A 25,865-nucleotide genomic window follows, 5' to 3' on the forward strand; every position below is an offset into this window, starting at 1 on the left:
TGAGCCAACCCATCTTCAAAACAGATAGGTAATGACTTTACCCCATCTGCACAATCTCTAGAATGCCGACCTCATCAAGCAAGCCCAAACACGAGGACTCTCCCATGAACGCTTACACCTACCTGGCCATCGCCATCTGCGCCGAAGTGATCGCCACTGTTTCGATGAAAGCGGTCAAAGGCCTGAGCACTCCCCTGCCGCTGCTGCTGATCATCGTCGGTTACGGCGTGGCCTTCTGGATGCTGACCCTGGTGGTGCGCACCGTGCCGGTGGGCGTGGCTTACGCAGTCTGGGCCGGCATGGGCATTGTCATGGTCAGCGTGGCTGCGCTGTTTCTCTACGGGCAGAAACTGGATATCCCGGCGATGCTCGGCATGGCCCTGATCGTCCTGGGCGTGGTGGTGATCCAGCTGTTTTCGAAGACTGCCGGGCATTAAAAAAGCAGCGGCAAGCGGCAAGCTTCAAGCGGCAAGAGAGCGTCACGCTTGCAGCTTGAAGCTTGAGGCTTGAAACTTGCGCCTTCGATTTGTTCTCCGAGGTCGCTGCATGCCATCCGTTATTTCCACCGACGTGCTGATTGTCGGCGCCGGAGTCGCCGGCCTCTGGCTGAACGCCCGCCTGCGTCGCCAGGGCTTTTCCACTGTGCTGGTGGAGAGCGCCAGCCTCGGCGGCGGACAAAGCGTCAAGTCTCAGGGAATCATTCACGGCGGCGCCAAATATGCCCTGCACGGCGCCCTGACCGGCGCCTCGGAAGCCATCGCCGACATGCCGCGCCGCTGGCGCGAGGCCCTGGCCGGCAACGGCGAGCTGGACCTGTCCGGCGTGCGCCTGCTGTCCGAAGCCCACTATCTGTGGTCCCCCGGCACCCTGGCCGGCAACCTCACCAGCTTTTTCGCCAGCAAGGCGGTGCGTGGCCGCGTCGATCAGGTCAAGGGCGACCAGTTGCCGCCGGCCCTGCAGGACCGTCGTTTCAAGGGCAAGGTCTATCGCCTGGCCGAGCTGGTGGTGGACGTGCCGAGCCTGATCGGGCGCCTGGCCGAACTGGGCGGCGATAGCCTGCTGGCCGGGCAGAAGATCGAACCGGTGTTGGAGAACGGGCAATTGCTGGGCCTGCGGGTCGATGACCGGGAAATCCGCGCGCAACGCATCGTCCTCAGCGCCGGTGCCGGCAATGCCGAACTGCTGAGCAGCCTCGGCCTGAGCCAGCCGGCCATGCAACGCCGGCCGCTGCACATGGTGATCGTCAAAGGCCCGAGCCTGAAACCGCTGTACGCCCACTGCCTGGGCGGCGGGCCAAAACCGCGCATCACCGTGACCACCCACCCGGCGGCCGACGGCCAATGGGTCTGGTACCTCGGCGGCGATATCGCCGAAGCCGAAGGCGTTGCGCGCGAGCCCGCGGCGCAGATTGCCGCTGCCCAGAAAGAACTTGGCAACCTGTTGCCATGGGTCGACCTCAGCCAGGCGCAATGGGCCACCCTGCGAGTGGATCGGGCCGAACCCGCACAATCGGGCCTGACTCGCCCGGACAACGCCTTCCTCGCCGAGCAGGACCGCCTGCTGGTCGGCTGGCCGACCAAGCTGGCCCTGGCCCCGGATTTCGCCGACCGGGTGTTCGCCGCCCTCGAGCGCGACGGCATCAAGCCAGGCCCCGCAACCCCGTTGCCGGAGCTGCCGAAACCCGCCATCGCCCAACCGGCCTGGGAGCAACTGCTGCCATGAGCCAAGCGACCCTGCACGACCTGCATCGCCCCTTCGGCAACACCGGGCTGCTGGTCTCCCCACTGGGCCTGGGCACCGTGAAACTCGGGCGCGACCAAGGGGTGAAATACCCCAGCGGCTTCCAGATTCCGGATGACAGCGAAGCCCGCATGCTGCTCAATCTGACCCGCGACCTGGGCATCAACCTGATCGATACCGCGCCAGCCTATGGCCGTAGCGAAGAACGCCTGGGCCCGCTGTTGCGCGGGCAACGCCAGGACTGGGTGATTGTCAGCAAGGTCGGCGAAGAGTTCGAAAACGGCCTGTCGCGCCACGACTTCAGTGCCGCGCATACCCGCCTGTCGGTGGAGCGCAGCCTGCAGCGTCTGGAAACCGACTTCATCGACCTGGTGCTGGTGCATTCCGACGGCAATGATCTGCACATCCTCGAGCAGTGCGAGGCGTATCAGACGCTGGCCGAGCTCAAGCAGGAAGGCAAGATCCGTGGCTTCGGCTTCTCCGGGAAAACCGTCGAAGGGGGCCTCAAGGCCCTGGAACAAGGCGACTGCGCCATGGTCACCTACAATCTGAACGAACAGAACGAGAGAGCCGTCATCGATTACGCCGCCGCCCACGGCAAGGGCATTCTGGTGAAAAAAGCCCTAGCCAGTGGCCATGTGTGCCTGAGCCCGGGGGTCGACCCGGTTCGCGCCAGCTTCGAACTGCTGTTCGATCAACCGGGCGTCGCCAGTGCTATTGTCGGGACCATCAATCCGCTGCACCTGGCCCATAATGTCGCCACTGTCGCGCAGGTGTTGCGCAAAAACTGATGCCGCCCACGCGGCCGACCCCGACGCAAGAAGGAGCCGACATGCCGCGTACGCTCATAAGAAAGAACCCCAGCAACTTCAAGACCCTGCCGCTGTTCGTCGAAGCGACGCCCGAAGGCCTCAGCTACCAGAGCGTCGGCATGCCGCTAAACTTTGCGCAGACCCTGCAGCGGCGGCGTCCGGTCACGGTGGCCGACGCCGAACGCTTCGCCCTGGAGCTGGCCAACCTCGGCGTCTCGGTCCGCCTGACCCTGCATTGGCAGAACCGCGACTATTGGGTGCTGGTCCGCCAGCGCCGACAGGACCGCGGCGATGTGGTGCTCAAGCTGATTTCCGGCTACGTCCCGGCCCATGAACTGAATCTGCCGCTGCATACCGCCATCCAGGAAATCGCCGAGGAATGCCTGCTGGAAACCCCGGAAGGCTGGCTCAGCGGACGCTTCAACGATACCTGGCTACCAGCGCCCTACTCGGCGGCCCTGCATTATCGCGAAGCCCTGCCCTTTCGCCTGACGCCGCTGTCGGGCGCGGCACGCCCGGTACGTTGCGCCAACCTGCATCTGCTGGAACGGCCGCGAGCTTATGTGCATCTGCCCACCGCGTCGCTGCAGCTGATTTATGACCTGCGCCTGGACGTGCCGAAAGAAGCCAAGTCCCTGAGCCTGTTCCATGTCGACGAACGCCTGGAGGGCGATCAACTGGTGGCGCGCCTGGATCGCAAGCGCCCGGACCTGTACCTGATGCCGCTCAAGGACGGGCAGCCGTGCGCCGAGCTCTATACGTTGAAGAAGGATCAGTTGCACCCGGCGAGTACCCGCGGCCTGTACCTGGCCGAAAGCTTCGCCCAGCAGCAGGGCTGGCTGGTGCGTGACGAGCGGATTCGCTGGAAAGACTGGCTGAAGCAGCAGGGATTGAGCGCGCCGGAGAAGGACTCCAAGCTCCAGCGCCTTACCGGCAAGGCACGGCAGATATTGCGCAAGATCGTCCCGGCCAAGGCCAGCCGGCAACGTTGATTGCCAATCCGCCCACTCCAACTTTCGCAGGAGTCGGCGGCTTGGTAGCAAGCCTTATTCGGTCTTGCGGATCTTCTCGACTATGGCCGTGGTGGAACTGTTCTCCACCAGCCCCAGCACCTTCACCGTGCCGCCATAAGCCTTGACGATATCGGCGCCGACCACCTGGTCGACCGAGTAATCCCCGCCTTTGACCAGCACATCCGGCTTGACCTGGGCCAGCAGGTTTTCCGGCGTGCCCTCGGGAAAGCTGATGACCCAATCCACCGCGCCCAGGCCGGCCAGTACCGCCATGCGCCGGTCGACGCTGTTGATCGGACGGCCAGGGCCTTTCAGGCGGCTGACCGAGGCATCGTCGTTGATCGCCACGATCAGGCGATCGCCTTGGGCCCGCGCCTGTTCGAGGTAGGTCACATGCCCGGCATGGAGGATATCGAAGCAGCCGTTGGTGAAGACGATCTTCTCTTTGTGCGCACGCGCATCGTCGATCGCCAGCAGCAGCTGGTCGAGGCTCAGCACACCACGCTCGGAACCTTCTTCACGCTGGATCGCGCGACGCAGTTCCGGTGCGCTGATGGCCGCGGTACCCAGCTTGCCGACCACGATGCCGGCAGCCAGGTTGGCCAGGGCCACCGCGTGCGGCAGCTCTTCGCCCGCCGCGATTGCCGCCGCCAGGGTGGAAATCACCGTATCGCCGGCACCGGTCACATCGAACACTTCACGGGCCCGGGCTGGCAGGTGCAGCGCCGGGTGATCGGGACGCAGCAGGGTCATGCCGTGCTCGCCTCGGGTCACCAGCAAGGCACCCAGCTCCAGGTCGTGCATCAGCTTCGCGCCTTTGCTGACCAGGTCGTGCTCGTCGACGCAACCGCCGACTATGGTTTCGAACTCGCTGAGGTTCGGGGTGATCAGGCTGGCGCCGCGGTAAATCGAAAAGTCCTTGCCTTTCGGGTCCGCCAATACCGGGATGCCACGGGCACGCGCGGCCTGGATCAGCGCCTGATGGTTCTTCAGGGCACCCTTGCCATAGTCGGACAACACCAGCACCTTGATGCCGTCCAGCAACTGGTCGACTTCAGCGCCCAACGCCAGGGCGTCGGTGGCGAAAGGTTCTTCGAAATCGATACGCAGCAATTGCTGGTGCCGACTCATGACCCGCAGCTTGACGATGGTCGGCTGATGGGCAATGCGCTGGAACAAGGCGCGGACGCCCGCCCCTTCAAGACTGTTGGAGAGACTGTCGGCAGCCTCGTCGTCACCGGTGACGCCGACCAGCGAGGCCGGTGCGCCGAGCGCGGCAATGTTCAAGGCAACGTTCGCGGCACCGCCCGGGCGGTCCTCGATTTGCTCGACCTTGACCACCGGTACCGGCGCCTCAGGGGAAATCCGTGAGGTACCACCATGCCAGTAACGGTCGAGCATGACATCGCCGACCACCAAGACAGGGGCTTGATCGAATCGCGGCATGGACAACTTCATGGAGCAACCCACATACAAAATGAACAGGGGCGCGATATTAACACAGGGTGAACGCTGCCTAGTTCTACCGCTGCACGAGTATTCGCGATCGCGCCAAACTGTTCATTTATTGAGCAAAAGCGCCATGAGCCGGTCTGTCGCACAGGCCAGCCCGACCGTTTCGGTATCGATCTCGCAGTCGGGATAAAGCGGCGCTTCGTAGGGGCTGTCGAGCCCGGTGAAGTCCCGGATACGCCCTGCGCTTGCCGCCTGATACAGGCCCTTGGGGTCGCGTCGGGCACAGGCAGCGAACGATGTACTCACGTACACCTCGAGAAAATCCCCCTCTGCGAACAAGGCCCGGGCAGCGGCGCGCTCCGCGCGAAACGGTGAAATTGCCGAAACGATCACGATCAACCCCGCCTCCACCATCAACCTCGCCACCTCGGCCAGGCGCCGGATGTTCTCCTTGCGCGCCTCGGCGCCCATGCCCAGGTCACGACACAGGCCGCCGCGCACGTTATCGCCATCAAGGACAAAGGTATGCAGGCCCTGCCCGTTCAACCGCAACTCCAGCAGATTGGCCAGAGTCGACTTGCCAGCGCCGGACAAACCGGTCAGCCAGATGCAACACGGACGCTGCTGCTTGAGCGCCGCCCGCTCGACCGCGGTCAGGGACAGGCTGCAGGGGTGGATATCCGGTCGCGGGCAATGCGCCGGCAGGGGGTCATTCATAGCCGAGCATCTCGTAGTCGCGCTGGTACGCCCGACGCACCAGCCGCCGGGTACGCACCGAACAGAAGTCCCGGGCAGGCTTCTGGTGCCGTTGCCGCGATTCATTGAGGTACGGCAGGGATTTGCTCACCCCCAGGTGCTCGCTGAGCAACTGATAGTCGCGCTGCAGGTGCTCCTGATAACCGATGAAGTCCATGTCCAGGCGCCCCATGGAATCCACCAGGAAGTCGGTCTGCGGAGCGAAATGCAGCTGTTTGTGGATATTTTCCGGGTGCAGCCAGCGGCCGACAAAATCGTCGAAATCACGATAGTGGCTGACCAGCCGCTGGGCGGCCTGGTCGCGGCGACTGAGTTCGTTGCCACGCAGGAAGGCATAGGCCGAATAGGCTCGTTCCAGGGGATCGCGGACCACGGCGAACTTGAAGCTGCCGGCGAACTGCTGGGGAAACTGTTGCTCGTACCAGTACAGAGGCAGGTGGCCTGGCGTCCAGCCATCGAACAATGCCGAACACAGGCTGCTGCCCGCGCACTTGGGCACATGGATGAACACACAACCGTGCTGACGGAACGGCTCCGGAAAACGGACGTTGGCGGACATGACCTTGTTCACCACCTGCCGGTCCACCACAGACAGGCGCCCAAGCAAGAAGGCCCGTTGCGACTTGGGCAATAACTTCCACAGATAACGTTGCAGCATTCCAGTACCCGCGCGACGGGGTTGGCCCCCTCGATTCAGTCGACGATTGAGGCTGGAACCATAACAAGCACGAGACGCGGAATTATTTAGGCTTGGTCAAGACTGTAAGGGGCGGGATACAAAGACCGGCCGGCGCATTGCACGCCGGGGTCGTTCCAGGATGGGCAGTGCCCACCCTGAAGCTCGGTCAGGCAATGCCTTCGGACGCAGGCTCGTCCAGGCCCATGGCATGCAGGCGCGAGTAGTAGCCGTTCTGCGCCAGCAGGTCGACATGGGTGCCGCGCTCGACGATCCGCCCCTGGTCCATGACCAGAATCAGGTCGGCCTTCTCGATGGTCGACAGGCGGTGTGCGATCACCAGGGTGGTGCGCCCCTTCATCACCTTGTCCAGGGCCGCCTGGATATGCCGCTCGGACTCGGTATCCAGGGCCGAGGTGGCTTCGTCGAGAATCAGCAACGGCGCATTTTTCAACAGGGCCCGGGCAATCGCCAGGCGCTGGCGCTGACCGCCGGAGAGCAGCACGCCGTTCTCGCCGACCTGGGTGTCCAGGCCTTCGGGCAGCTGCGAAATGAAATCCATGGCATAGGCATCCGCCGCCGCCTTCTCGATATCTTCCCGCGGCGCCCCGGCCAGATCGCCATAAGCAATGTTGGCGGCCACGCTGTCGTTGAACAGGGTCACATGCTGGGTCACCTGGGCCACATGCCGGCGCAGGTTGCGCAGACGGTAATCCTCGATCTCCACGTCATCGAGGAGAATCTGCCCCGTCTCATGGTGATAGAAGCGTGGAATCAGGCTGGCCAGGGTCGACTTGCCGCTGCCGGAGCGGCCGACCAGCGCGATCATCTGCCCGGGAGCCGCGGAGAAACTGATGTCCTTCAGCACTTCACGGTCGGTGCCCGGATAGGTGAAGCTCAGGTTGCGCACGTCCAGGCGACCCTCGATGCGCTCACGCTCGACCTGGCCCCGATCGACCTCAGGCTCGACGTCCAGCTGTTCGAAGATGCTTTCCGCGCCCGCCACGCCTTTCTGGATGGTCGAACTGACTTCCGAGAGCTGGCGAATCGGCTTGGGCAGCAGGCCCGCCGCGGTGATGTAGGCCACCAGGTCGCCCGCGGTGGCATCGCCACGCAGGAACAGCACCAGGAACATCAGCACCGCCATGGCGGAGTAGATCACCAACTGCAGCATCGGCGTGTAGACCGCACCAGTCTTGGTCATGCGCAGCTGCTTGTCGGTGTTGCTCTGGCTGGCGTCGACGAAACGCTGCTGCTCGTAGCTTTCGCCACCGAAGCTGCGCACCACGCGATAGCCTTGAATGGTCTCGGAGGCCACGTGGGTCACATCGCCCATCGCCACCTGGATCTTCTTGCTCTGCTTGCGGAATTTCTTGCTGGTGCTGCCGACCATGACCGCAATCAACGGCAGGATCGCCAGCATCACCAGGGTCAGCTTCCAGTTCATCCACAACAGGTAGACGAACAGGAACACCACCGTCAGGCCTTCACGAATCACTACCTTGATGGCGTCGGTGGCGGCACCGGTGACCATGGTGACGTTGAAGGTGATGCGGGAAATCAGATGCCCGGAGTTGTGGGTGTCGAAGTAGCGGTTCGGCAGCACCAGCAGCTTGTTGAACAGTTCGACCCGCAGGTCATGCACCAGCCCCAGGGAAACCTTCGCCAGGTAGTAGTTGCCGAGGAAGGAGCCGAGCCCCTGCCAGGCCGCGATCAGGATGATCAGCAGCGGTACCGCCATCAATAGCTGCAAGTCGCGCAGATAGGGAACGTTGGGGAAGAGCACCGCTTCGGGATTGCTCAAGCCGTCGACGAAATATTTGAGAATGCCCGCCAGCATCGGCTGGGTGGAGGCAAATATCACGAAGCCCACGATACTCAGCAGGAAAATGCCAATGTAGGGTTTTACATACCCCAACAGCCGAAAATAGATTTTCAGGCTGGAGTCCTGTTCCGCTTTACGCGGTGCGTCACTCATCGTCGAGCTCACTGTTTAGGAGGAACGCGGGATTTTATCACAGCCTGTGTGACTGCCCCGCGCCCAGACCAAAACAGTAGCCAGACCGATCGGCAGCCAACTGATGAACCATTCGGCGCGAGGGGTTCCGGTCAGGCTGGCGGCATCGAACTGCATGGCCAGGAAGGAGAACAGCCAGATGCCGATGACGCCCCGGCCATAGAGCGTTTCACGGGCGCGCCAGGCTTCGCGCAGCGCTGCAAACCAGGCCACGACCCAGAGCAAGAGCCCGGGGATCCCCAGTTCGATGGCAATGTGGCTGAACAGGTTATGGGCATGATCGAAAGCCTGCCCTTCGGCATGCACGCTATAGCCTGAACCCAGGCCGAGGCCTGTCCATGGATGTTCGGCGATCATCTGCAGGCTGGCCATCAGGATCTGCGGGCGAAAGGAAACGCCACGCGCCAGGACCAAAGGCTCGAGAAACCAGAACGCCGACATTGCCAGCAACAATGCTGCCGCCGCGAAAATTCGGCTGAGTCGGTCACGGCACCAGATCGGCATCGCCAGCACGGTCAGGAACAGGGCCAGGGCAGCACCGCGGCTCTGGCAGAGCACGACAAACCCACCGAGCACCGCCAACGCCACCAGCCACACCGTTTGAAGGGCGCGAGTACGCGGCACCCAGTGCAGCAGCCAGATGGCGGCCAGGCCGATGACATAACCACCCAGGATCGGATGCGCCAGCTCACCCAATCCCACAAGGCGTGCCCACCAGACATTTCCGTTGATCCAGTAGAACTGGATGATGGCCATCAGCGCCGTCACCGCCAGCCCCAGTCCGCCCCACTGCATGACGCGAATCACCCGCTCAGTCCGGGCACTGGCGAAAACCGGGAAGAACAGCAGGAACACTACGATGTACAGCAGGCGCTTGGCCTCACGCGATGGGTCCGCCGCCTGCGTCCATAGCAGGCTGACCAGCCCCCATACCGCCAACCCCAGCAACGCCAGGCCAAGCCAGCGTTGGGCATGCCACCATTCAACCAGGCGTTGACGCGCGGGCCAGGCCAGAATCATCGCCGGCAACCACAAAAAGGCCACCAGCCCCTGTTGGTAGAGCTTGTTGGTGGGCGCCAGTGCGATGGCCAGCAAAAACCATAGCAACCCGATTGTCATCCATACTTGCGCCCAACGTGTGGCCTGCATCTACTCGCTCCTAAATGATTCACCAGCCAACCCGGCATGGTTAAAACAGCAACTTTTCGGCATCATTGCCCGCCACTGTGCCCGCCACTTCGACAAGGCTTCCTACGATGCAATGCTCCCGGCTTCCCCAAGCCACTTTGAATCAGATGATTGAAGGCGCCAGAATTCTGGAGGCCGACAGTTACGGCCCGAAAGTCTACCTGTTGCAGGATGGGAATATTCTGAAACTGTTTCGGCGCAAGCGTCTTTTTTCATCCGCCCTGTTTCGGCCCTATTCGAGGCGCTTCATCGACAACGCCGCGCGCCTGGAACAACTCGGCGTTCCCACGCTGCAGGTTCTGGACTTCTACCGCCTGGAACAACCCGGCATGACCGCGGTGCTCTACCGACCGCTGCCAGGCGAAACCCTGCGTCAGGTCGCCAGCAAGGAAGGCTTCGACTGGCAACAGACCTTGCCGGCCCTGGTCGAGCTGATTCGCAGCCTGCACAACTCGGGGATCTACTTTCGCTCGCTGCACCTGGGCAACATCGTCATCACCCCAGATAACCGCTTCGGCCTGATCGATGTGGCCGACATGCGTTTTTTCCGCGGACCATTGCCGCGCCATCTGGTCAAACGCAACCTGCAACACTTCGCCCGTTATATTGCCCGGGAGAAGCTGAACGGGAGCTTTCCGATACAAGCGCTGGAACAGGCCCTACTTTCGGCATGACAGCAGGGAGGTAGCGGCCTGGCTGAAGCGTTGCCAGGCCAGGTCGGGGGCCAGAGCAGCATACTGATCCGCCGCGATGCTCTGGACGGGCAGGCCGAGGGCCTGAAAAATGGCCTCCTGCCAGGCGTCGATATCATTCACCGGCGCATAACGCCCGGTTTCAGCCAACTGCTCACGGAACACTGGCAAATCGCTGGTCAATACCGGCACACCGGACATCACGGCTTCCTGCAGGATCAACCCCAGGCCCTCGTCCAGCGACGGGATGGCCACCCAGTCGAATGCCTTGTAAAGCATTGCCGCATGCTTCAGATGTCCAGGCAGCGAAACCCTGTCCTGCAGGCCCAGCTGGTTGATGCGGGCCTCGAGCGCTGTACGATTCGAGCCCTCGCCGATAATCACCAGACGCATCTCCGGCCGGCTCGCCAAGGCCTTGGCGAAAGCCTCCAGCAGACAAGCAAAACCTTTATCGTCCACCAGACGGCCGACCGCGCCGAATACCGGAACATCGTCCACGGGCAGGCCGAGGGTGGCCCGGGCCTCGGCACGCGGCAGCAGCCTTGCATTGAACTCCTGCGGGTCGAACGCGCTGCGCAAGGCCGTCACTGGCATCTGCAAATCGTATTCGAGGGAAGACGCCAGGGTCTGCGAAACGGCCGCGAGCGTCAGCTGCGAGGCGGGGAACTGCCGGAACAGCTGCTGATCCTTGCGGTGCAAGCGCGTGGAGCCGTGGATCACCACCACCGCACGCATGTGCGGCAATGACTTGAGGACCGGCAACAAGGTACGCGCCACCCCCAGGCCATCGAGCAACAGCACCTGGGCATCAGTCTCCTGCAGAGCCTTGCGAAAGCGGGCCCGCAGCCAGGGTTTGAGCAAGCGCCAGAAATGCTTGCCCTTCAGGCGCACCGACGACAGGTTCCACTCCCGGCATTCCCCCACTTCGGCAACGCATCCGGTGGACGAGCCTTGCAGCAGCCAGGTCTTGACCACAGTGCCTGGCTCGGCCTGAGAGAGGATCTGCTGGTGAACCTTGTGAACGGAGGCAAATGCACTGCCGCCTGCCCACATGACGTTGAGAATGCTCATTGGGCACATAGCCCTTTCGCGGTATTCGGGTAAGTGAAACCGGTAGAACTAATTGATAAACCAGCCAATACCGACTCCAACCAACAGGACTAGAACAAGCTTGATTTGCTCGCGACGACTGCGCCGAGCCTTACGCTGCCGCTCGGCGGCAGTCTCCACATGCAGACCGAAGCCTGTATGCAGCACCGCGTCGCCTTCCAGGCTGACAGCCGTCAGGTTCAGCTCAGCATAGCGCTTGGACAGCGCTTTCTCGCCTCCGTGCCCGGCGAAAGGCGCGCACAGTCGATACTCTGCCATCCGGCGCAAGCCCGGGTTCAGGGAGAAACTCTGCCACTCGGGTTTATCGGAGATCAGCGGATAACAAGGCACACCACCGATCAACTCGCGGGCCCCCAAGTGGATGTAGGGACTATGGACTCGCAGGTCGTGGGCATAACTGCGCAACCAGACCTGCAGGATGTCCGGGCGCTGCTCGAGAATCGCTTTCGAATCCTCGACAAAACCCGGGCGATAGAACTCCCAATCGTCTTCGCAATGGAAGATATAGGGGGTCTTGACCTGCTCGTAGGCCAGGTCGATCGACGCCAATTGCCCGAGCTTCGGCCGGTTGACGAAGAAGGTACAGTGATCTTTCCAATGGGCGGGCACCGCCGTGCGCACCCGCTCGTCGCCAGCATCTTCAGTGATGAAGACTTCGCGGATCGGCGCGCTGTTGAAGCGATCGAAACTCTCCAGCGTGAGCTTGAGCAGGTCCAGACGACCGCAACTGGTGACCACCAGGGTGATGTCACTCTCTTGACTAAACTGCACTTGATTCTCACCTACGACAAAGTGCGATCACTATTAAGGGCTCAGTGATCGCTGTCAAACACCCAGCTTCGAGCGTACGCGCTCGATAAGGCTCAAGGGTGCACGAGGCCGCAATGCGGGCTGGAGTTCCTCGACAATACGCTGCCCGATACGGGCGAAGCTGAACTGAGAGACCGCCAGATCGCGGCCGTTTCGCGCGATGCTCTGCGCCAGGGCCGGATCGGCGCGCAGCATGGCGAGTTTTTCCTGCAATTGCGGGATGTTCTGATAAAAGACCACGTTGTGCAGGTCCTGCAAGCCCAGCGCGCGGTTTTCCGCCTCACCCTGGTCGAATGCCAGCAACACACAGCCACAGGCCATGGCCTCGAAATTCTTGATCATGTATTCGCCCATGCCGACGTCGGCACTGACGAAAAAGCGGATACGGTTGAGGGTGTCGCAATACTCTTCGCCCGACTTGGTCCGCGTCACCACCAGGGGCTCGACCTGGCCAAGTTCGTCGAGCAGCGCCTTGCGCCCGCTGTAGGCCACGCTGTTGGTGCTGCCGACGAATGCCAGTTCGATATCCCGCTCGCGGCCCTGATCCTGCAGCAGGGTCTGGTCGTAGCCCTTGGGCACGAATACCGCGTCGAAACCTTCCTGGCGCAAGCGCTCGCTGACCATGAACCCCGAGCTGATCACCCGTGCCCACGGCAGGCGGCGGTAGTGCGCGCTGAACTTGCCGGTGTACTTGCAAGGGATGTAGTTCTGGTAGGCGTCGTGCTCGAGGATCACCAGATTGGGAATGCTACGGATGAAACTCGCCTGGCGGATTTCCTGCTTGAAACGCAGGAAGAACACGATACGGTCGTAGCGCGATACATCCACCTCACGGCGGAAATAGCCACGCAGGTTGCGCTGCTCGTCGCTGCTCAACCACCGCAGGTCGCATTCGCAATGAGCGGCAACGCCTTCGTACAGGCGGTCCAGAATGGCCCGCTGTTCTTTCTGCACCAGAAATAGAACCTTCATCATCTTCCTTGCAGCCGTGAGCAACCGGACAAAAGAGCGAAACTACCCTGGCCGACAGGCAAAAGGGTGTCATGCAATATCAATTTACAAACGCCAGAACAGCTCATGCCGGCGTACCGCCTTGCGGAAAAACTCGTTCTCGCCATAAGGCGAAGCGGCGCGGCCGGCCAACACACGCTGCAGGACCCGGCGCAGGCGGCGCTTGAACGGCGCCCGCGGCTGCAGGTCATGCATCATGCCCAGGGCCATCGCCTTGTCGCGTTGCTGCTCGACCGACAGCGGCAAGCAGCAGGGCCTGAGCTCCTGGGCCGGGTCGAACACCGGTGGCAGGGCAATGCCCGCCCCCGAATCGCCCATCGGCCAACGGTCGTTGTCATGCAAGTGATTGGCGTAACCGAGCAAGGTGGTCGGCTGCCACTCCAGCCCCTGCAACGCTTCCAATACCGCCTGCTGGGCGCAGAGGTGGTCCGGGTGCGGGTCGAGTGTCGGATGCGGCAGCACGATCACCTCGGGGCGCGCCTTGAGCAACAGCGCCCGCAGGTCGGCCAAGAGGTTGTTCCAGGTCGGCGCGCCATCGGCATCCGCTGGCAGCGGGAACGGATTGAACTGGCGGAACAGGCGGATATCCGACAGCTCGGCCTCGCGGGACGCCACAGGGCGATTCGGCGCTGCCTGCATGGCCGGCAGTTGCAGGCAGAAGTACCCCAGCTGCACACAGCGCGCCTCGGCAACCCCGGCCCAACGCGGCACCGCGATGCTGTCCCAGGCCCGCAGCCGGCCCTTGATCCGCGCCGCATCGGCACCGTTCATGCCCATCTGCCGGTAATGCTCGGCCTCGATCTCGCCCGCGGTCAGCGTGACGATCCAGGTTTCGTCGGCCTGGCTGTACAGACCGAAGGCGGCCAGTTCGGCATCGTCGGCATGGGGGGCGATGACCATCACCCGCTGGTGGCGATAGTCCGGCTCGCGGAACACCGACAACAGCGGCTCGCCGTGCACCCGGCAGAAACGCCCGCGCAGTTGCAGCTTGCCGCTGGCCAGAGGCCGTGCCAGCCCGCTGAGGTTGAGATAACGCAAGCCGTTCACGCCGCGCTCGAATGTCTGCCGATCCTGCCCCGCCAAAGAGACGCAAGGGTCGAAAAAGCGCCCCAGCCAGGTGCTGCTGACCTTTACCGCGAGGATCAGGGTTTCATCCCCCGCCAGGTCGATCGCCTGGTCCAGCACCAGGCGCTCCTTGTCCAGGTGGACCTTGGGCTGCTCGGTGCCGAACGGAAAGCTGTACTGATAATCGTCCCGGGGCGAATAAAACAGGTGGTCGGCGAACCAGGCCTCATGGGCCACCCAGGCCAGCACCGCGAGCAGCAGCGGCAACCACCAGGCCACCAGCACACCGACGGCCACCAGTACCAGCAGGCCAATCAGCAGAGCGAGGCGCTTCTGCCGGCGATGGCGTTTGAGCAACTGTTGCTTGCGACTCGGTGGCTGATTCATACCGTGAACACCGGAACGGGGTTGCACCAGCGATCCTTGTACTCGCGATCGGCGCGACCGAAGGAAAAACGCAGCGGCTTGTCGATGGCCCGCGCCTGTTCCCAGGCACTTTGCGTATTGAGGAAACTCAACACGCTGCCAGGGCTGAACTCGCGGGTTCCAGGATCGACGCCACCGTTGATGTATTCGACGCTGATCCACTCCGGCGCTTCGACCCGATACACCAGTTGAATGGCGATCGGCGCATCGTTGAGGAAAATCACCGAGCCGATCAGCAGCTCGCGCAGCAACTCGATGACTTCGGCCATGCGCTCGGCACCGGTGGCCGGGAACCCCCAGCGCCGCTGGAACAGATCGCAGTAGATGGCCGCCAGCTCCTGGCTGGAGAACTCGCCGACCGGACGCACCACGCCGCCCGCCTCTTCCAGCAGGCGCAGCTCGCGGCGCTGGTTGTAGCGAAACTTCTTCGACAGCTCTTCAGGCGTGCGAGCCATGGCCAGTTGTTCGGCCTGGAGCTTGAGGGTGCTGAAGCGGCCCTGGTTCAAGGCCGACAGGTAACGGCCGCGATGACGCAGCGGGGCCTGGGCCTCAGGCGCGGCCGGCAGGATCAGCTCGGCGTTGCCCAGGTCGAACAGGCCTTTCTTGCCGCGACGCTTGAGCACGTCCTTGGACAGCGCCAGGTCGCGCCCCCAGGTCGGGATCGCCGCCCGCAGTTCGCCGGCTTGTTCCCAGGCCAGGTAGCGGACCGGAATGCCCGCCAGGTTCGCCAGGCGCTCCACCACCAAAGGATGGGTGGCGACACTGCCGCCAAAACGCTGCCAGGCAGCGGCATAAGTCGAGGCGTCGACGACCGACCAGCCACGCTCGCGCCAGCCTTGGAATCGATTGAGCATCAGGGCCTCGCGGTCAGATCGGTAACTTGCGGCAGACGCCAGAAGGCGTCGCGAACAGCGCGGTCGGAGAATCGCTCGCGCAGGCGCTCGAACATCAGTTCGGCGCACAGCAGGCGCTGGTTCTCATCCATTCCGGCCAGGTGTTGCAGACCTTGGGCCATATGCTCGGCATCGCCCAGCGGAAACAGGATGCCGACGCCTTCGACCACTTCCTTGGCCCCGCCACAGGCCGTCGCCAGCAGCGGCACGCCGGCGGCCATGGCCTCCAGCAACACCATGCCGAAGGGCTCGTGGTCGGAGCTCAGGGCGAAGGCATCGAAAGCGCGGAAGAAACGCCGGGCTTCTGTGACCTGGCCGAGGAACAGCACGCGGTCGGCGATGCCCAGCTCGCGGGAAAGATCCTTGAGGTTCTGCTCCAGGCGCCCGCTGCCGAGAATCGCCAGCTGGCTTTCCCGAGGCAGTCCCGGCAAGGCCGCGGCAAATCCGCGCAGCAAGGTGGCCTGATCCTTGTCCGGATGCAGACGCCCGACATTGCCGACGGTCCAGGCGGAAGACGACAGCCCCAGCTCCCGGCGCGCTTCGGCCTTCGGTAGCTGGGTCGCTTGCAAGGCTTCGACGTCGATCCGGTTGTACAGCGTCTGGATCCGCGCCGCCGGCCACTGCGGCAGGCAGCCGCGCATGTCGTCGCGCACCGCATCGGACACACCGAGCAGGCTCAGGCGCTTGCGGAACAGGTTGGCGAACAGGCGGCGACTGCCGCGCTGATAGTCGCCAAACGCGTGATGCACGCCAATCACCGGCAATGCGGTGCCCAGCAATGCGATGTAGATCGGCTTGAAGCGGTGGGCGATGCAGAAGCTGAAGTTGCGCGACGCGGCGATCTTGCGCAGGTCGCGTATCGCCCCCAGCTTCAGGCCACGGATGGCCTTGGAGCTGTATTCCATGAACAGCACTTCGTCGCTGGCACAGCCATCGGCCACCTCGGCATCGGCAACCCCGGTGAGGAACACCGTGGTCACGCGATAGCCGCTGCCCGCGAACAGGCTGGCATATTGCCGGGCGCAGTCCAGGAACGGCCCGTCATAGCCGTGGCAGAACTGCAGGACGTGACGCTCAGCCGAGCGTGTCATAAGGGTCCACGCCGTCTTTGACCACCAGGATGTCTTCCATGATCAGGTACTGCAGATCGGAGCCGAAGAACATGTTCAGGGCGTCGGTCGGCGAGCAGATCATCGGCTCGCCACGGCGGTTGAGCGAGGTGTTCAGCGACACGCCGTTGCCGGTCAGGACTTCCAGGGCCTTCATCATGTCGTAGTAGCGCGGGTTGTATTCGCGCTTGAGCACCTGGGCCCGGGAAGTGCCGTCTTCGTGGACCACTTCCGGCACGCGGGTCTTCCACTCTTCCGCCACTTCGAAGGTAAAGGTCATGAACGGTGCGGGGTGATCGACCTTGATCATCTGCGGACCGACGGTGTCGAGCATCGACGGGCAGAAAGGCCTCCAGCGCTCGCGGAACTTGATCTGCTCGTTGATCCGGTCGGCCACGCCGGTAGCGCTCGGGCAACCGATGATCGAACGACCGCCCAGGGCACGCGGACCGAACTCCATGCGACCCTGGAACCAGGCCACCGGGTTGCCGTCGACCATGATCTTGGCGATACGCTCGGGGGTGTTGTCGATCTGGCGCCAGGCCGGCTTGTTCGGGTGACGGGCACAGGCGGCGATCACGTCTTCGTTGCTGTAGGACGGGCCGAGATAGACGTGTTCCATCTTCTCCACCGGCACGCCGCGCGCGTGGGAAACATAGGCCGCGGCACCGACCGCGGTACCGGCATCGCCGGACGCCGGTTGCACGAACAGCTCTTTGACTTCCGGACGGGCGATGATCTTCTGGTTCAGCTTGACGTTCAGCGCACAGCCGCCGGCGAAGGCCAGCTTGCCGGTTTCCTTGAGGATGTCGCCCAGGTAGTGGTCGATCATCTGCAGCGCCAGCTTCTCGAACAGCGCCTGCATGCTAGCCGCGTAGTGGATGTACGGCTCGTCGGCGATGTCGCCTTCGCGCTTCGGCCCCAGCCACTCGATCAACTTCGGCGAGAAGTAGAAACCCTTGCCCTTCTCTTTATAGCGGCGCAGGCCGATGACGTTGGCGTAATCGGTGTTGATCACCAGTTCGCCGTTTTCAAAGCTGGCCAGGCGGGAGAAGTCGTACTTGCTGGCATCGCCGTACGGCGCCATGCCCATGACCTTGAACTCGCCGTCGAGCATCTCGAAGCCGAGGAACTCGGTGATCGCGCCATACAGGCCGCCCAGGGAGTCCGGATCGTAGAATTCCTTGATCTTGTGGATCTTGCCGTTTTCGCCGTAGCCGAAGAAGGTCGTGGCGTACTCGCCCTTGCCGTCGATCCCGAGGATCGCGGTTTTCTCCTTGAAGCCGGAGCAGTGGTAGGCGCTGGAAGCGTGGGCCAGGTGGTGCTCGACCGGCTCGATCTTGATCTTCTTCGGATCGAAGCCCAGTTGCTCGAGGCACCAGACGATCTTGTTGCGATAACGCTTGTAGCGACGGTTGCCCATCAGGATCGCGTCGAGGGCGCGGTCCGGGGCGTACCAGTAACGCTTGGCGTAGTGCCAGCGGGCCTTGCCGAACAGGCTGATCGGCGCGAACGGAATCGCCACCACGTCAACGTCGGAAGGCTTGATGCCGGCCTGTTCCAGACAGAACTTCGCCGATTCGTAGGGCATGCGGTTCTTTGCATGTTTATCGCGTACGAAGCGCTCTTCTTCGGCAGCCGCCACCAGCTTGCCGTCGATGTACAGCGCTGCGGAAGGATCATGGCTAAGGGCGCCGGACAGGCCAAGAATCGTCAATGCCACAGGGGTCTAGCCTCTTAAGTCTGCATGCAGGCGACGTGCGCCTGGAATTAATGTGCTCCCCGCCACGGGCGAGAAACAGCTAAAGGGCGGGATTATAGCGTAAACCTGCCGCGGGATGATCCCTGACGTTTCAGCGCCGGGCGCTGGCGCCAAATATGGCTTGCGAGGGATCTGTAGCCGCTGCCGCAGGCTGCGATAAGGCTCGAAGAGCCTTTCTGCGATCTCCAGAGCGCGACCGCTTCGCGCTCGATCGCAGCCTGCGGCAGCGGCTACAGGCCTTAGCCTACGGACGATTCGGCGGTTTTAGGCAGACGCTGGTCGATGACCTGATACAGCGCGCTGCTCTGCGGCCAGTTGCGCATGAAGCGCGCCCGGTCGCGGGCGTAGGCCGGGGCGAAGCTGCCGAGGCTGTGGTGCTGGCACATGGAGTCCAGGTCGATCAGCGCCCAGCGATCCTCTTGCCAGAACAGGTTGTGCCCCTTGAAGTCGCCATGGCTGATGCGTTCGCGGATCAACTCGGCAAACAGCCGGTCCAGCGCCTGCAGCTCGGCCTCTGGAGCCGCGCCGCTGTCGATATAGGGCGCGAAGCGCTCGATGATGTCCGGCCCGGCCAGGTATTCGGTCACCAGGTAGGCCCGGCTGCGCAGCCAGAGGAAACGCTTTTCCAGCAAGGCCAGCGGCTTGGGCGTGGCAATGCCGAGGAATGCCAGGCGATTGCCTTCCTGCCACGAATGCCAGGCCCGGCTGGGGCGCCAGAAGCGTTTGAGCCAATGGGCAAAACCCTTGATGTTGTAGCGCTTGACCACCAGGGTGCGGCCCGCCACTTCGACCCGGCCGACGCTGGCGGCGCCACCGGTCTTGTACAGGTGCCCCCGGTCCAGCAGCGCGTCTGCCTGTTCCAGCACCGGCAGCATCGCTGCTTCTTCCTCGCGCCGAATCGCCCGCAAGGCGAAGGGACCGCGCAGCACGCTGAACAGGGTGCACTCGCGACCGACCTTGTTGAGAAAATCCTTCAAGCGCCAGCTGCGCACCTTGTCCACCTGCTTCTGCAAGGCTTCCAGCGGCAAGGCATGCTCGGCATTGTTCAGCAGGTAATGCACCAGCAGCTCTTCGGTGAAGGGCTCCAGGCTCTTGGGCAACTGGGCGAAAAACACTCCGAGGTTTTCCAGGACCTTCTGCCGGGACAGCGGTTTGCCTGCCTGTTCCACGCAGATCCCGGCACCGTCGATCAGGTACAGCTTGCCCTGATGACGCAGCAGGTTGTCCAGATGCAGGTCTTCCTGCCACAGGCCCTTGCTGTGCAATTCGGCGATGGCGGCCAGGGCTTCGGCGAGTACCGCCTGCTGCTCATCGGCCAGCGCCGGCAACGATTCCACCTGTTTCCAGGCATCGCCCAGGCTCTCGGAACCTTCCAGGAACTCGAACAACAGCCAGCCGCCCTCGCCTTCCTTCAGGCCGTCGGCCAGCAGCAGCGGCGTGGTCATGCCCTGTTCTTCAAGCAGGCGCACGCCCTGCAGCTCACGCTGGAAATGCCGCGCTGCCTTGGCGCCCACCAGCAACTTGGCCAGCACCGGACGCCCGCGCCAGACACCGGCGCCGACATAACGCTGCCCTGGCAGCACCCGCAGCAGACTGAGCAACTGCAACGTCGCAGGTCCAGCAGCGTCGGCCAGCTCCAGGCTCAACGGCAGGCTTGGCGCACGGCCGGCCTGCTTGAGTTCGGACAGGCGCATCAGCGAGTCTCCTTATGGCTGCGGCGTGCACTCAGGCGGTTCAGCCAGGCATCGACCAGCGAGCTGTCCTGCGGCTGATCCAGGTAGGTCGCGAGCAAGGCACGTACATCGCCCTCACTCCAGACCGGGGCGCGACGCAACAGCGGCTCCAGGTCCTTGACCCGATCACGCTGGCCGAACAACAGCGGACGGGTCTTTTCCAGGTCGATCAATTGCGCCTGGTAACCGTCGCCGGTGGCCCGCAGAAAAATATGCTTGGGATAAAAACAGCCGTGCACCTGGCGCACCGCGTGCAGCTGGCGCGCCAGCAGGCCGCAGGCCCGCAGGATCGCCGCGTGCTGGTCCGGGCTGAGCTGCGCCCACTGTTGCAGCAGCGAGTCCAGGTCGTTCCAGCCATCCAGCGCCCGGGTCAGCAGGATCGCCCGGGTTTCGCCTGCCACCTTGCGCTCGCCAAAGAAGGCCGCCTGCAAAGCCGGAATACCCAACTGCTGGTAGCGGCTGATATTGCGAAATTCGCGGGCGAAGCTCGGCTCGCCGAACGGCCGGTGCAGGGTCCGCGTCAGGTAGTTGCTCTGGCGCTTGAGGTAGTAGCCGTGGCCTTCCAGGTCGAGGCGATACACGCTGCTCCAGCCACCGCCGTCGGTATTGGGCTCGTCCACTGCCTCAAGCTGCTTGGCCCACAACGCGTCGAAGCTGTCGAGGCCGTGGCGCTCCAGCAACGCACGGTCCTGAGCCGCCAGGAAATCGGTCATTCGCGTCCCTCGAAAAATCTCAGCACATGCCGGATACGGCACTTGTCCGCGGCGTTCAGCCGGGTGCGCTGGCGGTACTGCAAGTAGAAGCGCAGGCGCTGGGTGGCGGACAAATGATACTTGGCCACCTTGTCCAGGCACGCCAGGTCCTTGGTGATCCGGTACTTGAGCCAGAAACCGCGCCAGAAATCGCCATTGGGGCAATCGATCAGGTACAGCCGCGCATCGTCGTCGATCAGCAGGTTGCGCCACTTCAGGTCGTTATGAGTGAAGCGGTGCTCATGCATGATCCGCGTGTAGCGTGCCAGCTGCTGGCTGACCCGGTCCACCCAGGCCCGATCGGCCAGCAGCGGGTCGTTGCGCTCGGCCAGGACCGACAGGTCTTCGGTGCGTGGCAGCTCGCGGGTGATCATCGCCCCCCGGTCGTAGGCCAGGCCACGACGTTCCAGGCCCCAGGCCACCACCTCCGCCGTGGGAATGCCCCACTTGGCGAAACGCTTGAGGTTCTGCCACTCGGACTTGACCCGCGGCTTGCCCAGATAGCGCCGCAGGTTCTTGCCGGCGCCGGTGTAGCGCTTGACGTAATAGTTGATGCCGTTGCGCTCGACACGGATGACCTCCGACAACGGGTCGCGGGTCAGATGTTCACCCTTGAGGGCAAATACCGCATCCAGACTGCCGAAGTCCTGCGCCAGCTCCCGATACCCAGGTTCAAGGTTCCAACCCGCCATCAGAGCGCATCTCCGTACCGCTGCTTGCGTGCGTACAGCTTGTTGGCCTTGCCCTCCAGCCAGGTCAGCAGCGCCGCCTCGTCGCTCAGGATCTGCCGCAGCGGCTGCTGGAAATAGCCCTTGAGGAAACGCAGCTTGTCGCGCCGGGCCAGGCCAATATCCAGGGCCGAGAAATACAGCGCCGCCAGGTCCTTGTCGCGCCAGCGCCGGGTGATTGCCGGACGGGTCTGGGCGCGGTGCAAGTCGATCACCGAGAGCTTGAAGTCATCGGGCGTCACCGGCTTGTCGGTGTGCAGCAGGAAGTGGCAGATGTAGCAGTCGCGATGGTTGACCCCGGCGCGGTGCATCATGCCGGTCATGCGCGCCACTTCGGCGATCAGCGCGCGCTTGAGCCTGGGCTGCGGCGGCTGCTTGACCCAGTCGATGCTGAAGTCTTCGAGGCTGATGGTCGGCGCCAGCTCTTCGGTCACGATGAACGAATGCTGGTTGGCCGGGTTGCTGCCGCGCTCGCCATAGGCCACGGCGGTCATGGTCGGCACGCCGGCTTCCTGCAGGCGCTGGATGGCCTGCCATTCCTGGCCCGCGCCGAGCACCGGCAACTTGGCGGTGAGGAGGTTCTTGAAGATCTCGCCCCAACCGATACCGCGGTGAATCTTTACGAAGAACCCTTCGCCGGCCACCTCGGTACGCAAGGTACGGCGGGCTTCGAGTTCACGGTAGACCTGGCCGTCCAGACGCTCGACTTCGGCGAACGCATCGCGTCCGGCCCAAAGGGTCTTGAACGGTTCGGCAAGAATCAACTTCATCAGTGTTGCTCCGCCAGAATCACATCCGCAGCGTGCTGCGGCATGCTATAGAGGTCGGCCGTCTCGGCGAACGCCAGGCCGTTACGGCTCCAGGTCGCGCGTGCAGCGTCGTCGGTCAACATGGTGTTCAGGTATTGATTGAGCTGTCCCTGCTCCAATGGCTCGTCCAGCACCAGGCCGCTGTCGGCCTCGGCGATGTAATGGGCATAACCGCAGACCGCGCTGACCAGCACCGGCAAGCCGGCCACCAGCGCTTCCAGCAGCACAGTACCGGTGTTTTCGTTGTACGCCGGATGGATCAACAGGTCGGCGCCCAACAGGAAACGCGGGATATCACTGCGCCCCTTGAGGAACTGCACATGCTCGCCCAGGCCCAATGCGGCGCTCTGCAATTGGAATACTTTGGGGTCGTCCTGGCCAATTACAAATAGCCGGGTGCGTTTCTTCAGCTCCGGCGGCAAGGCGGCCACAGCCTTGAGGCTGCGATCCACGCCCTTGGTCTTGAACCCGGAGCCGATCTGCACCAGCAGCAAGTCATCGTCTTTCAGGGCGAACTCGCGACGGAATTCGGCGCGGATCTCCGCCGCGTTGGCCGGCGCGCGACGGTCCTGGGCGATGCCGGGCGGCAGCAGGTGGAAACGTTCCACCGGGGTGTCGTAATGCTTGATGAACAGCGGCTGCTGGACCTCGGAAATCATCAGCACTTCAGTCTTCGCGTCCCGGGCGAACACCGCCCGCTCGTATTCGGCGAAGTGCCGGTAGCGGCCCCAACGGCGGTACAGCGAATGACGCAGGTTCTGCGCCTTGTCTTCGAAGCAGCCGTCGGCGGCGTAATACACGTCCAGCCCGGGCATCTTGTTGAAGCCGATCAGGCGGTCCACCGGACGCTTGGCCAGGTCGGCCTCCATCCAGGCGCTGAGCTTCTCGTTACGCCGATGGTTGAAGAACGCCTTGACCGGCGCCACCAGCACTTCGAAACCTGGCGGTACATCGCCTTCCCAGATCAGCGTGTAGACACGGATCTGGTGCCCGCGCTTCTGGCACTCCAGGGCGATGCGCATGAAATCCCGCTGCAGGCCGCCGAACGGGAAGTATTTATAAAGGACAAAAGCCAATTGCATCAGCGCAGCTCCTCAGCCAGTAACAACCTGCTCAGCCGGCTGGCGACACGCTCAGGATTCAGACGCGTGAAGCACAACGGCCACTCGCGTTTCAGGTCGAACCGCCGCTGATCTTCAGCCGTCGGTTGATAGGTGCATTTTTTCTGCAGGCACGGCGCGCAAGGGAAGTCGCTGGCCATATGGATCTGCGCCTTGCCATAGGCGCCGGTCAGGCCCGGGTTGGTCGGGCCGAACAGGGAAATGGTCGGCACATCCAGCGCCGCTGCGAGATGGCCAAGCCCGGTATCCACCGCGACACAGGCCCGGGCTTGCGCCAGCACCTTGGCGACACCCGCCAGGTTCAGCTTCGGCAGCACAGTGGCGTTGCCCAAGCCCTTGGCAATACGCTCGGCCCGGGCCTTTTCCGCCGGGTTGCCCCACGGCAGCTTGACCTCGACGCCCAGTTGGCCCATGCGTTCGGCCAGCTCGCGCCAGTAGGCTTCCGGCCAGTGCTTGGTGTCCCAGGTGGTGCCGTGCAGGAACACCACGAACGGCTTGGGCCGCGGCAGTTCCACCAGCTTCTCGACGTTCAGGCCGTAATCGCCCAGCCCCTGGGGCAAGTCATACCCCAAGGCCACGGCGAACAGCTGGCGCACACGCTCCACGGCATGCTGGCCGCGGGCAACGGCCAGGCGCCGCGAGTAGAAACGCGCCGCCAAGGGCTCGCGCGCGGACTGTTTGTCCAGGCCGGCCACCGGCGCCTTGACGTAGCGCGTCAGCCAGGCGCTTTTCAGCAAGCCCTGGGCGTCGATCACCAAGTCGTATTGAGTCGCACGCACGCTCTGCTTGAAGCGCCGCCACTCGCCACTCTTGATGGTCTGCCAGATGTTCTTGCGCCAGCGGCGAATCGCCACCGGGATCACTTTATCCACAGCCGGGTGCCAGGTCGGGATTTCCGCGAAACCCTCTTCCACCACCCAATCGAACTTGATCCCCGGAATCGCCCGCGCCGCATCGGTCAACGCCGGCAGCGCATGGATCACGTCACCCAGGGAGGAGGTCTTGATCAACAGTACCCGCACTTACCGAACCTCGACCGCGGTGCCCTGCAACCGCTGCAAGGCCTGGTCCACCGAGTCTGGCAGCAGCTGGCGCAGGCAGTTGTAATGGCCAAAGCGGCAGGTGCGATCGAAGCACGGGCTGCACTCGATGCCCAGGCGCACGACTTCGACCTGGTCGGCCAGCGGCGGGGTGAAACCCGGCGACGTCGAGCCATACACCGCCACCAGCGGGCGATTCAGCGCCGCCGCCACGTGCATCAGCCCGGAGTCGTTGGACACCACGGAATCGGCGCAGGACAGCAAGTCGATGGCCTCGGCCAGGGAGGTGCCGCCGCAGAGGTTGACCGACTCTTCACGCAGCCCCGGAATCAGCCGGGCGCGAATATCTTCGCCAACCACGTGATCGTTCTTCGAGCCGAACAGCCAGACCTGCCAGCCCTCGCGGATCTTCAGCTCGGCGACCTTGGCGTAATGCTCGGACGGCCAGCGCTTGGCCTCGCCGAACTCGGCCCCCGGACACAGCGCCAGCACCGGGCGATCCAGGGTCAGGCCGAACTTGGCCAGCGCCGCTTCGCGGCTGGCCGGGTCGATCTGCAGGTCGGGACGCGGATACGGCTTGGGCAGCTCGGCACCCGGCTCGTAAGCCAGCGCCATGAAGCGCTCGATCATCAGCGGATAACGTTCTTTGTCCAGCGTGCGCACGTCGTTGAGCAGGCCGTAGCGGAACTCGCCACGCCAGCCGGTACGTTGCGCGATGCCGGCAAAGAACGGCACCAGCGCCGACTTCAACGAGTTGGGCAGCAGGATGGCCTGGTCGTACTGGCCGGCCAGGGATTTGCCGATGCGCCGGCGGGTCGCCAGTTCCAGCACGCCGTGGCCGAGCGGGAAGCTCAAGGCCTGCCGCACTTGCGGCATGCGCTCCAGGATCGGCCGGCTCCACTCGGGGGCCAGCACGTCGATCTCGCACTGAGGATGGCGTTGTTTCAGGCACTGGAAGAGTGTCTGCGCCATCACCATGTCACCGACCCAACTGGGCCCAACGATCAGAATATTCATGTGGTTTCCAAAAACGAACCGGGGAGGCTTACGCCTCCCCGCCTCGAGAATCCAGCCCTGCGGCATTCACCGCCAGCTCATTGTGGACGAGCCAAAACAGGGCTCGCCGGATACATTTGTGGCAACGCAG

The 25,865-nt window shown here is 63.4% G+C and carries 24 protein-coding genes; 5 read left to right on the forward strand and 19 right to left on the reverse strand.

Annotated elements, in window-relative coordinates; translation table 11 throughout:
• Nucleotides 1-104 precede the first annotated feature (104 nt).
• The 4 genes from DK261_RS05630 (at nt 105) to DK261_RS05645 (ending at nt 3,544) form a co-directional block, all read left to right on the forward strand.
• Nucleotides 105-437, forward strand: coding sequence for a multidrug efflux SMR transporter (locus DK261_RS05630; RefSeq protein ID WP_007921448.1), 333 nt, complete (start codon nt 105-107; stop codon nt 435-437).
• Nucleotides 438-546: 109 nt separating this feature from the next.
• Nucleotides 547-1,722 (forward strand): FAD-binding oxidoreductase, encoded by a 1,176-nt coding sequence (locus DK261_RS05635; RefSeq protein WP_101281711.1) that lies wholly within the window; start codon nt 547-549, stop codon nt 1,720-1,722.
• The gene (locus tag DK261_RS05640) at nt 1,719-2,531 is read left to right on the forward strand and encodes an aldo/keto reductase (RefSeq protein WP_110175384.1); all 813 of its coding nucleotides are present in this window, start codon (nt 1,719-1,721) and stop codon (nt 2,529-2,531) included. The genes DK261_RS05635 and DK261_RS05640 overlap by 4 nt, the downstream gene beginning before the upstream one ends.
• 41 nt (nt 2,532-2,572) lie before the next feature.
• Nucleotides 2,573-3,544 carry a hypothetical protein gene (locus DK261_RS05645; protein WP_009046664.1) on the forward strand — a complete coding sequence of 324 codons (972 nt, stop codon included), beginning with the start codon at nt 2,573-2,575 and terminating at the stop codon, nt 3,542-3,544.
• Nucleotides 3,545-3,598: 54 nt separating this feature from the next.
• Here DK261_RS05645 and hldE read toward each other — a convergent pair whose 3' ends face one another.
• The 5 genes from hldE to DK261_RS05675 all read right to left on the reverse strand — a co-directional run bounded on the left by hldE (nt 3,599) and on the right by DK261_RS05675 (nt 9,618).
• Nucleotides 3,599-5,023 (reverse strand): bifunctional D-glycero-beta-D-manno-heptose-7-phosphate kinase/D-glycero-beta-D-manno-heptose 1-phosphate adenylyltransferase HldE, encoded by a 1,425-nt coding sequence (hldE, locus tag DK261_RS05650; protein WP_009046663.1) that lies wholly within the window; start codon nt 5,021-5,023, stop codon nt 3,599-3,601.
• Nucleotides 5,024-5,125: 102 nt separating this feature from the next.
• Nucleotides 5,126-5,737, reverse strand: coding sequence for an adenylyl-sulfate kinase (gene cysC, locus DK261_RS05660; RefSeq protein WP_110175386.1), 612 nt, complete (start codon nt 5,735-5,737; stop codon nt 5,126-5,128).
• Nucleotides 5,730-6,434: a sulfotransferase family 2 domain-containing protein gene (locus DK261_RS05665; protein ID WP_028683748.1), complete on the reverse strand. Its 705-nt coding sequence runs from the start codon at nt 6,432-6,434 to the stop codon at nt 5,730-5,732. The genes cysC and DK261_RS05665 overlap by 8 nt, the downstream gene beginning before the upstream one ends.
• A gap of 187 nt (nt 6,435-6,621) precedes the next feature.
• The gene (gene msbA / locus DK261_RS05670) at nt 6,622-8,430 is read right to left on the reverse strand and encodes a lipid A export permease/ATP-binding protein MsbA (protein ID WP_016704490.1); all 1,809 of its coding nucleotides are present in this window, start codon (nt 8,428-8,430) and stop codon (nt 6,622-6,624) included.
• A gap of 15 nt (nt 8,431-8,445) precedes the next feature.
• On the reverse strand, nt 8,446-9,618 hold the full coding sequence (locus tag DK261_RS05675; RefSeq protein ID WP_110175387.1) for an O-antigen ligase: 1,173 nt from the start codon (nt 9,616-9,618) through the stop codon (nt 8,446-8,448).
• A 107-nt stretch (nt 9,619-9,725) separates the two neighbouring features.
• Between DK261_RS05675 and DK261_RS05680 the strand changes: the two genes are divergently transcribed.
• Nucleotides 9,726-10,331: a hypothetical protein gene (locus DK261_RS05680; RefSeq protein WP_009046658.1), complete on the forward strand. Its 606-nt coding sequence runs from the start codon at nt 9,726-9,728 to the stop codon at nt 10,329-10,331.
• Here DK261_RS05680 and DK261_RS05685 read toward each other — a convergent pair.
• From DK261_RS05685 to waaF, 14 genes are all read right to left on the reverse strand, one after another.
• The gene (locus DK261_RS05685; RefSeq protein ID WP_029527142.1) at nt 10,317-11,420 is read right to left on the reverse strand and encodes a glycosyltransferase; all 1,104 of its coding nucleotides are present in this window, start codon (nt 11,418-11,420) and stop codon (nt 10,317-10,319) included. The two genes, DK261_RS05680 and DK261_RS05685, sit on opposite strands and share 15 nt — an antisense overlap.
• Nucleotides 11,421-11,468: 48 nt before the next feature.
• Nucleotides 11,469-12,230: a hypothetical protein gene (locus tag DK261_RS05690; RefSeq protein ID WP_009046656.1), complete on the reverse strand. Its 762-nt coding sequence runs from the start codon at nt 12,228-12,230 to the stop codon at nt 11,469-11,471.
• Between the two features lie 54 nt (nt 12,231-12,284).
• Nucleotides 12,285-13,241 carry a glycosyltransferase gene (locus DK261_RS05695; protein WP_009046655.1) on the reverse strand — a complete coding sequence of 319 codons (957 nt, stop codon included), beginning with the start codon at nt 13,239-13,241 and terminating at the stop codon, nt 12,285-12,287.
• A gap of 84 nt (nt 13,242-13,325) precedes the next feature.
• Nucleotides 13,326-14,732: a PIG-L deacetylase family protein gene (locus DK261_RS05700; protein WP_028683753.1), complete on the reverse strand. Its 1,407-nt coding sequence runs from the start codon at nt 14,730-14,732 to the stop codon at nt 13,326-13,328.
• Nucleotides 14,729-15,625 (reverse strand): antimicrobial resistance protein Mig-14, encoded by an 897-nt coding sequence (locus tag DK261_RS05705; RefSeq protein ID WP_110175388.1) that lies wholly within the window; start codon nt 15,623-15,625, stop codon nt 14,729-14,731. The genes DK261_RS05700 and DK261_RS05705 overlap by 4 nt, the downstream gene beginning before the upstream one ends.
• A complete protein-coding gene (locus DK261_RS05710; protein WP_110175389.1) occupies nt 15,625-16,755 on the reverse strand; it encodes a glycosyltransferase in 1,131 nt (376 codons plus the stop codon). Before DK261_RS05710 ends, DK261_RS05705 begins: the two co-directional genes overlap by 1 nt.
• A complete protein-coding gene (locus tag DK261_RS05715) occupies nt 16,739-18,496 on the reverse strand; it encodes a carbamoyltransferase (protein WP_009041869.1) in 1,758 nt (585 codons plus the stop codon). The genes DK261_RS05710 and DK261_RS05715 overlap by 17 nt, the downstream gene beginning before the upstream one ends.
• A gap of 278 nt (nt 18,497-18,774) precedes the next feature.
• Nucleotides 18,775-20,229 (reverse strand): lipopolysaccharide kinase InaA family protein, encoded by a 1,455-nt coding sequence (locus DK261_RS05720; RefSeq protein WP_053268081.1) that lies wholly within the window; start codon nt 20,227-20,229, stop codon nt 18,775-18,777.
• Nucleotides 20,229-20,981, reverse strand: a complete 753-nt coding sequence (locus DK261_RS05725; RefSeq protein WP_016704482.1) for a lipopolysaccharide kinase InaA family protein — start codon at nt 20,979-20,981, stop codon at nt 20,229-20,231. Before DK261_RS05725 ends, DK261_RS05720 begins: the two co-directional genes overlap by 1 nt.
• Nucleotides 20,978-21,712, reverse strand: a complete 735-nt coding sequence (locus DK261_RS05730) for a lipopolysaccharide kinase InaA family protein (protein WP_009046649.1) — start codon at nt 21,710-21,712, stop codon at nt 20,978-20,980. Before DK261_RS05730 ends, DK261_RS05725 begins: the two co-directional genes overlap by 4 nt.
• Nucleotides 21,712-22,518 (reverse strand): lipopolysaccharide core heptose(I) kinase RfaP, encoded by an 807-nt coding sequence (rfaP, locus tag DK261_RS05735; protein WP_110175390.1) that lies wholly within the window; start codon nt 22,516-22,518, stop codon nt 21,712-21,714. The genes DK261_RS05730 and rfaP overlap by 1 nt, the downstream gene beginning before the upstream one ends.
• A complete protein-coding gene (locus DK261_RS05740; protein ID WP_009041865.1) occupies nt 22,518-23,639 on the reverse strand; it encodes a glycosyltransferase family 4 protein in 1,122 nt (373 codons plus the stop codon). Before DK261_RS05740 ends, rfaP begins: the two co-directional genes overlap by 1 nt.
• Complete coding sequence (gene waaC / locus DK261_RS05745) at nt 23,639-24,700, reverse strand: lipopolysaccharide heptosyltransferase I (RefSeq protein ID WP_110175391.1); 1,062 nt, start codon at nt 24,698-24,700, stop codon at nt 23,639-23,641. The genes DK261_RS05740 and waaC overlap by 1 nt, the downstream gene beginning before the upstream one ends.
• Nucleotides 24,701-25,735 carry a lipopolysaccharide heptosyltransferase II gene (gene waaF, locus DK261_RS05750; protein ID WP_103330895.1) on the reverse strand — a complete coding sequence of 345 codons (1,035 nt, stop codon included), beginning with the start codon at nt 25,733-25,735 and terminating at the stop codon, nt 24,701-24,703.
• Between the last annotated feature and the right edge of the window lie 130 nt (nt 25,736-25,865).

Origin of the sequence: Pseudomonas sp. RW409 (assembly GCF_003184125.1) — a bacterium.
Lineage (GTDB): Bacteria > Pseudomonadota > Gammaproteobacteria > Pseudomonadales > Pseudomonadaceae > Aquipseudomonas > Aquipseudomonas chlororaphis_I.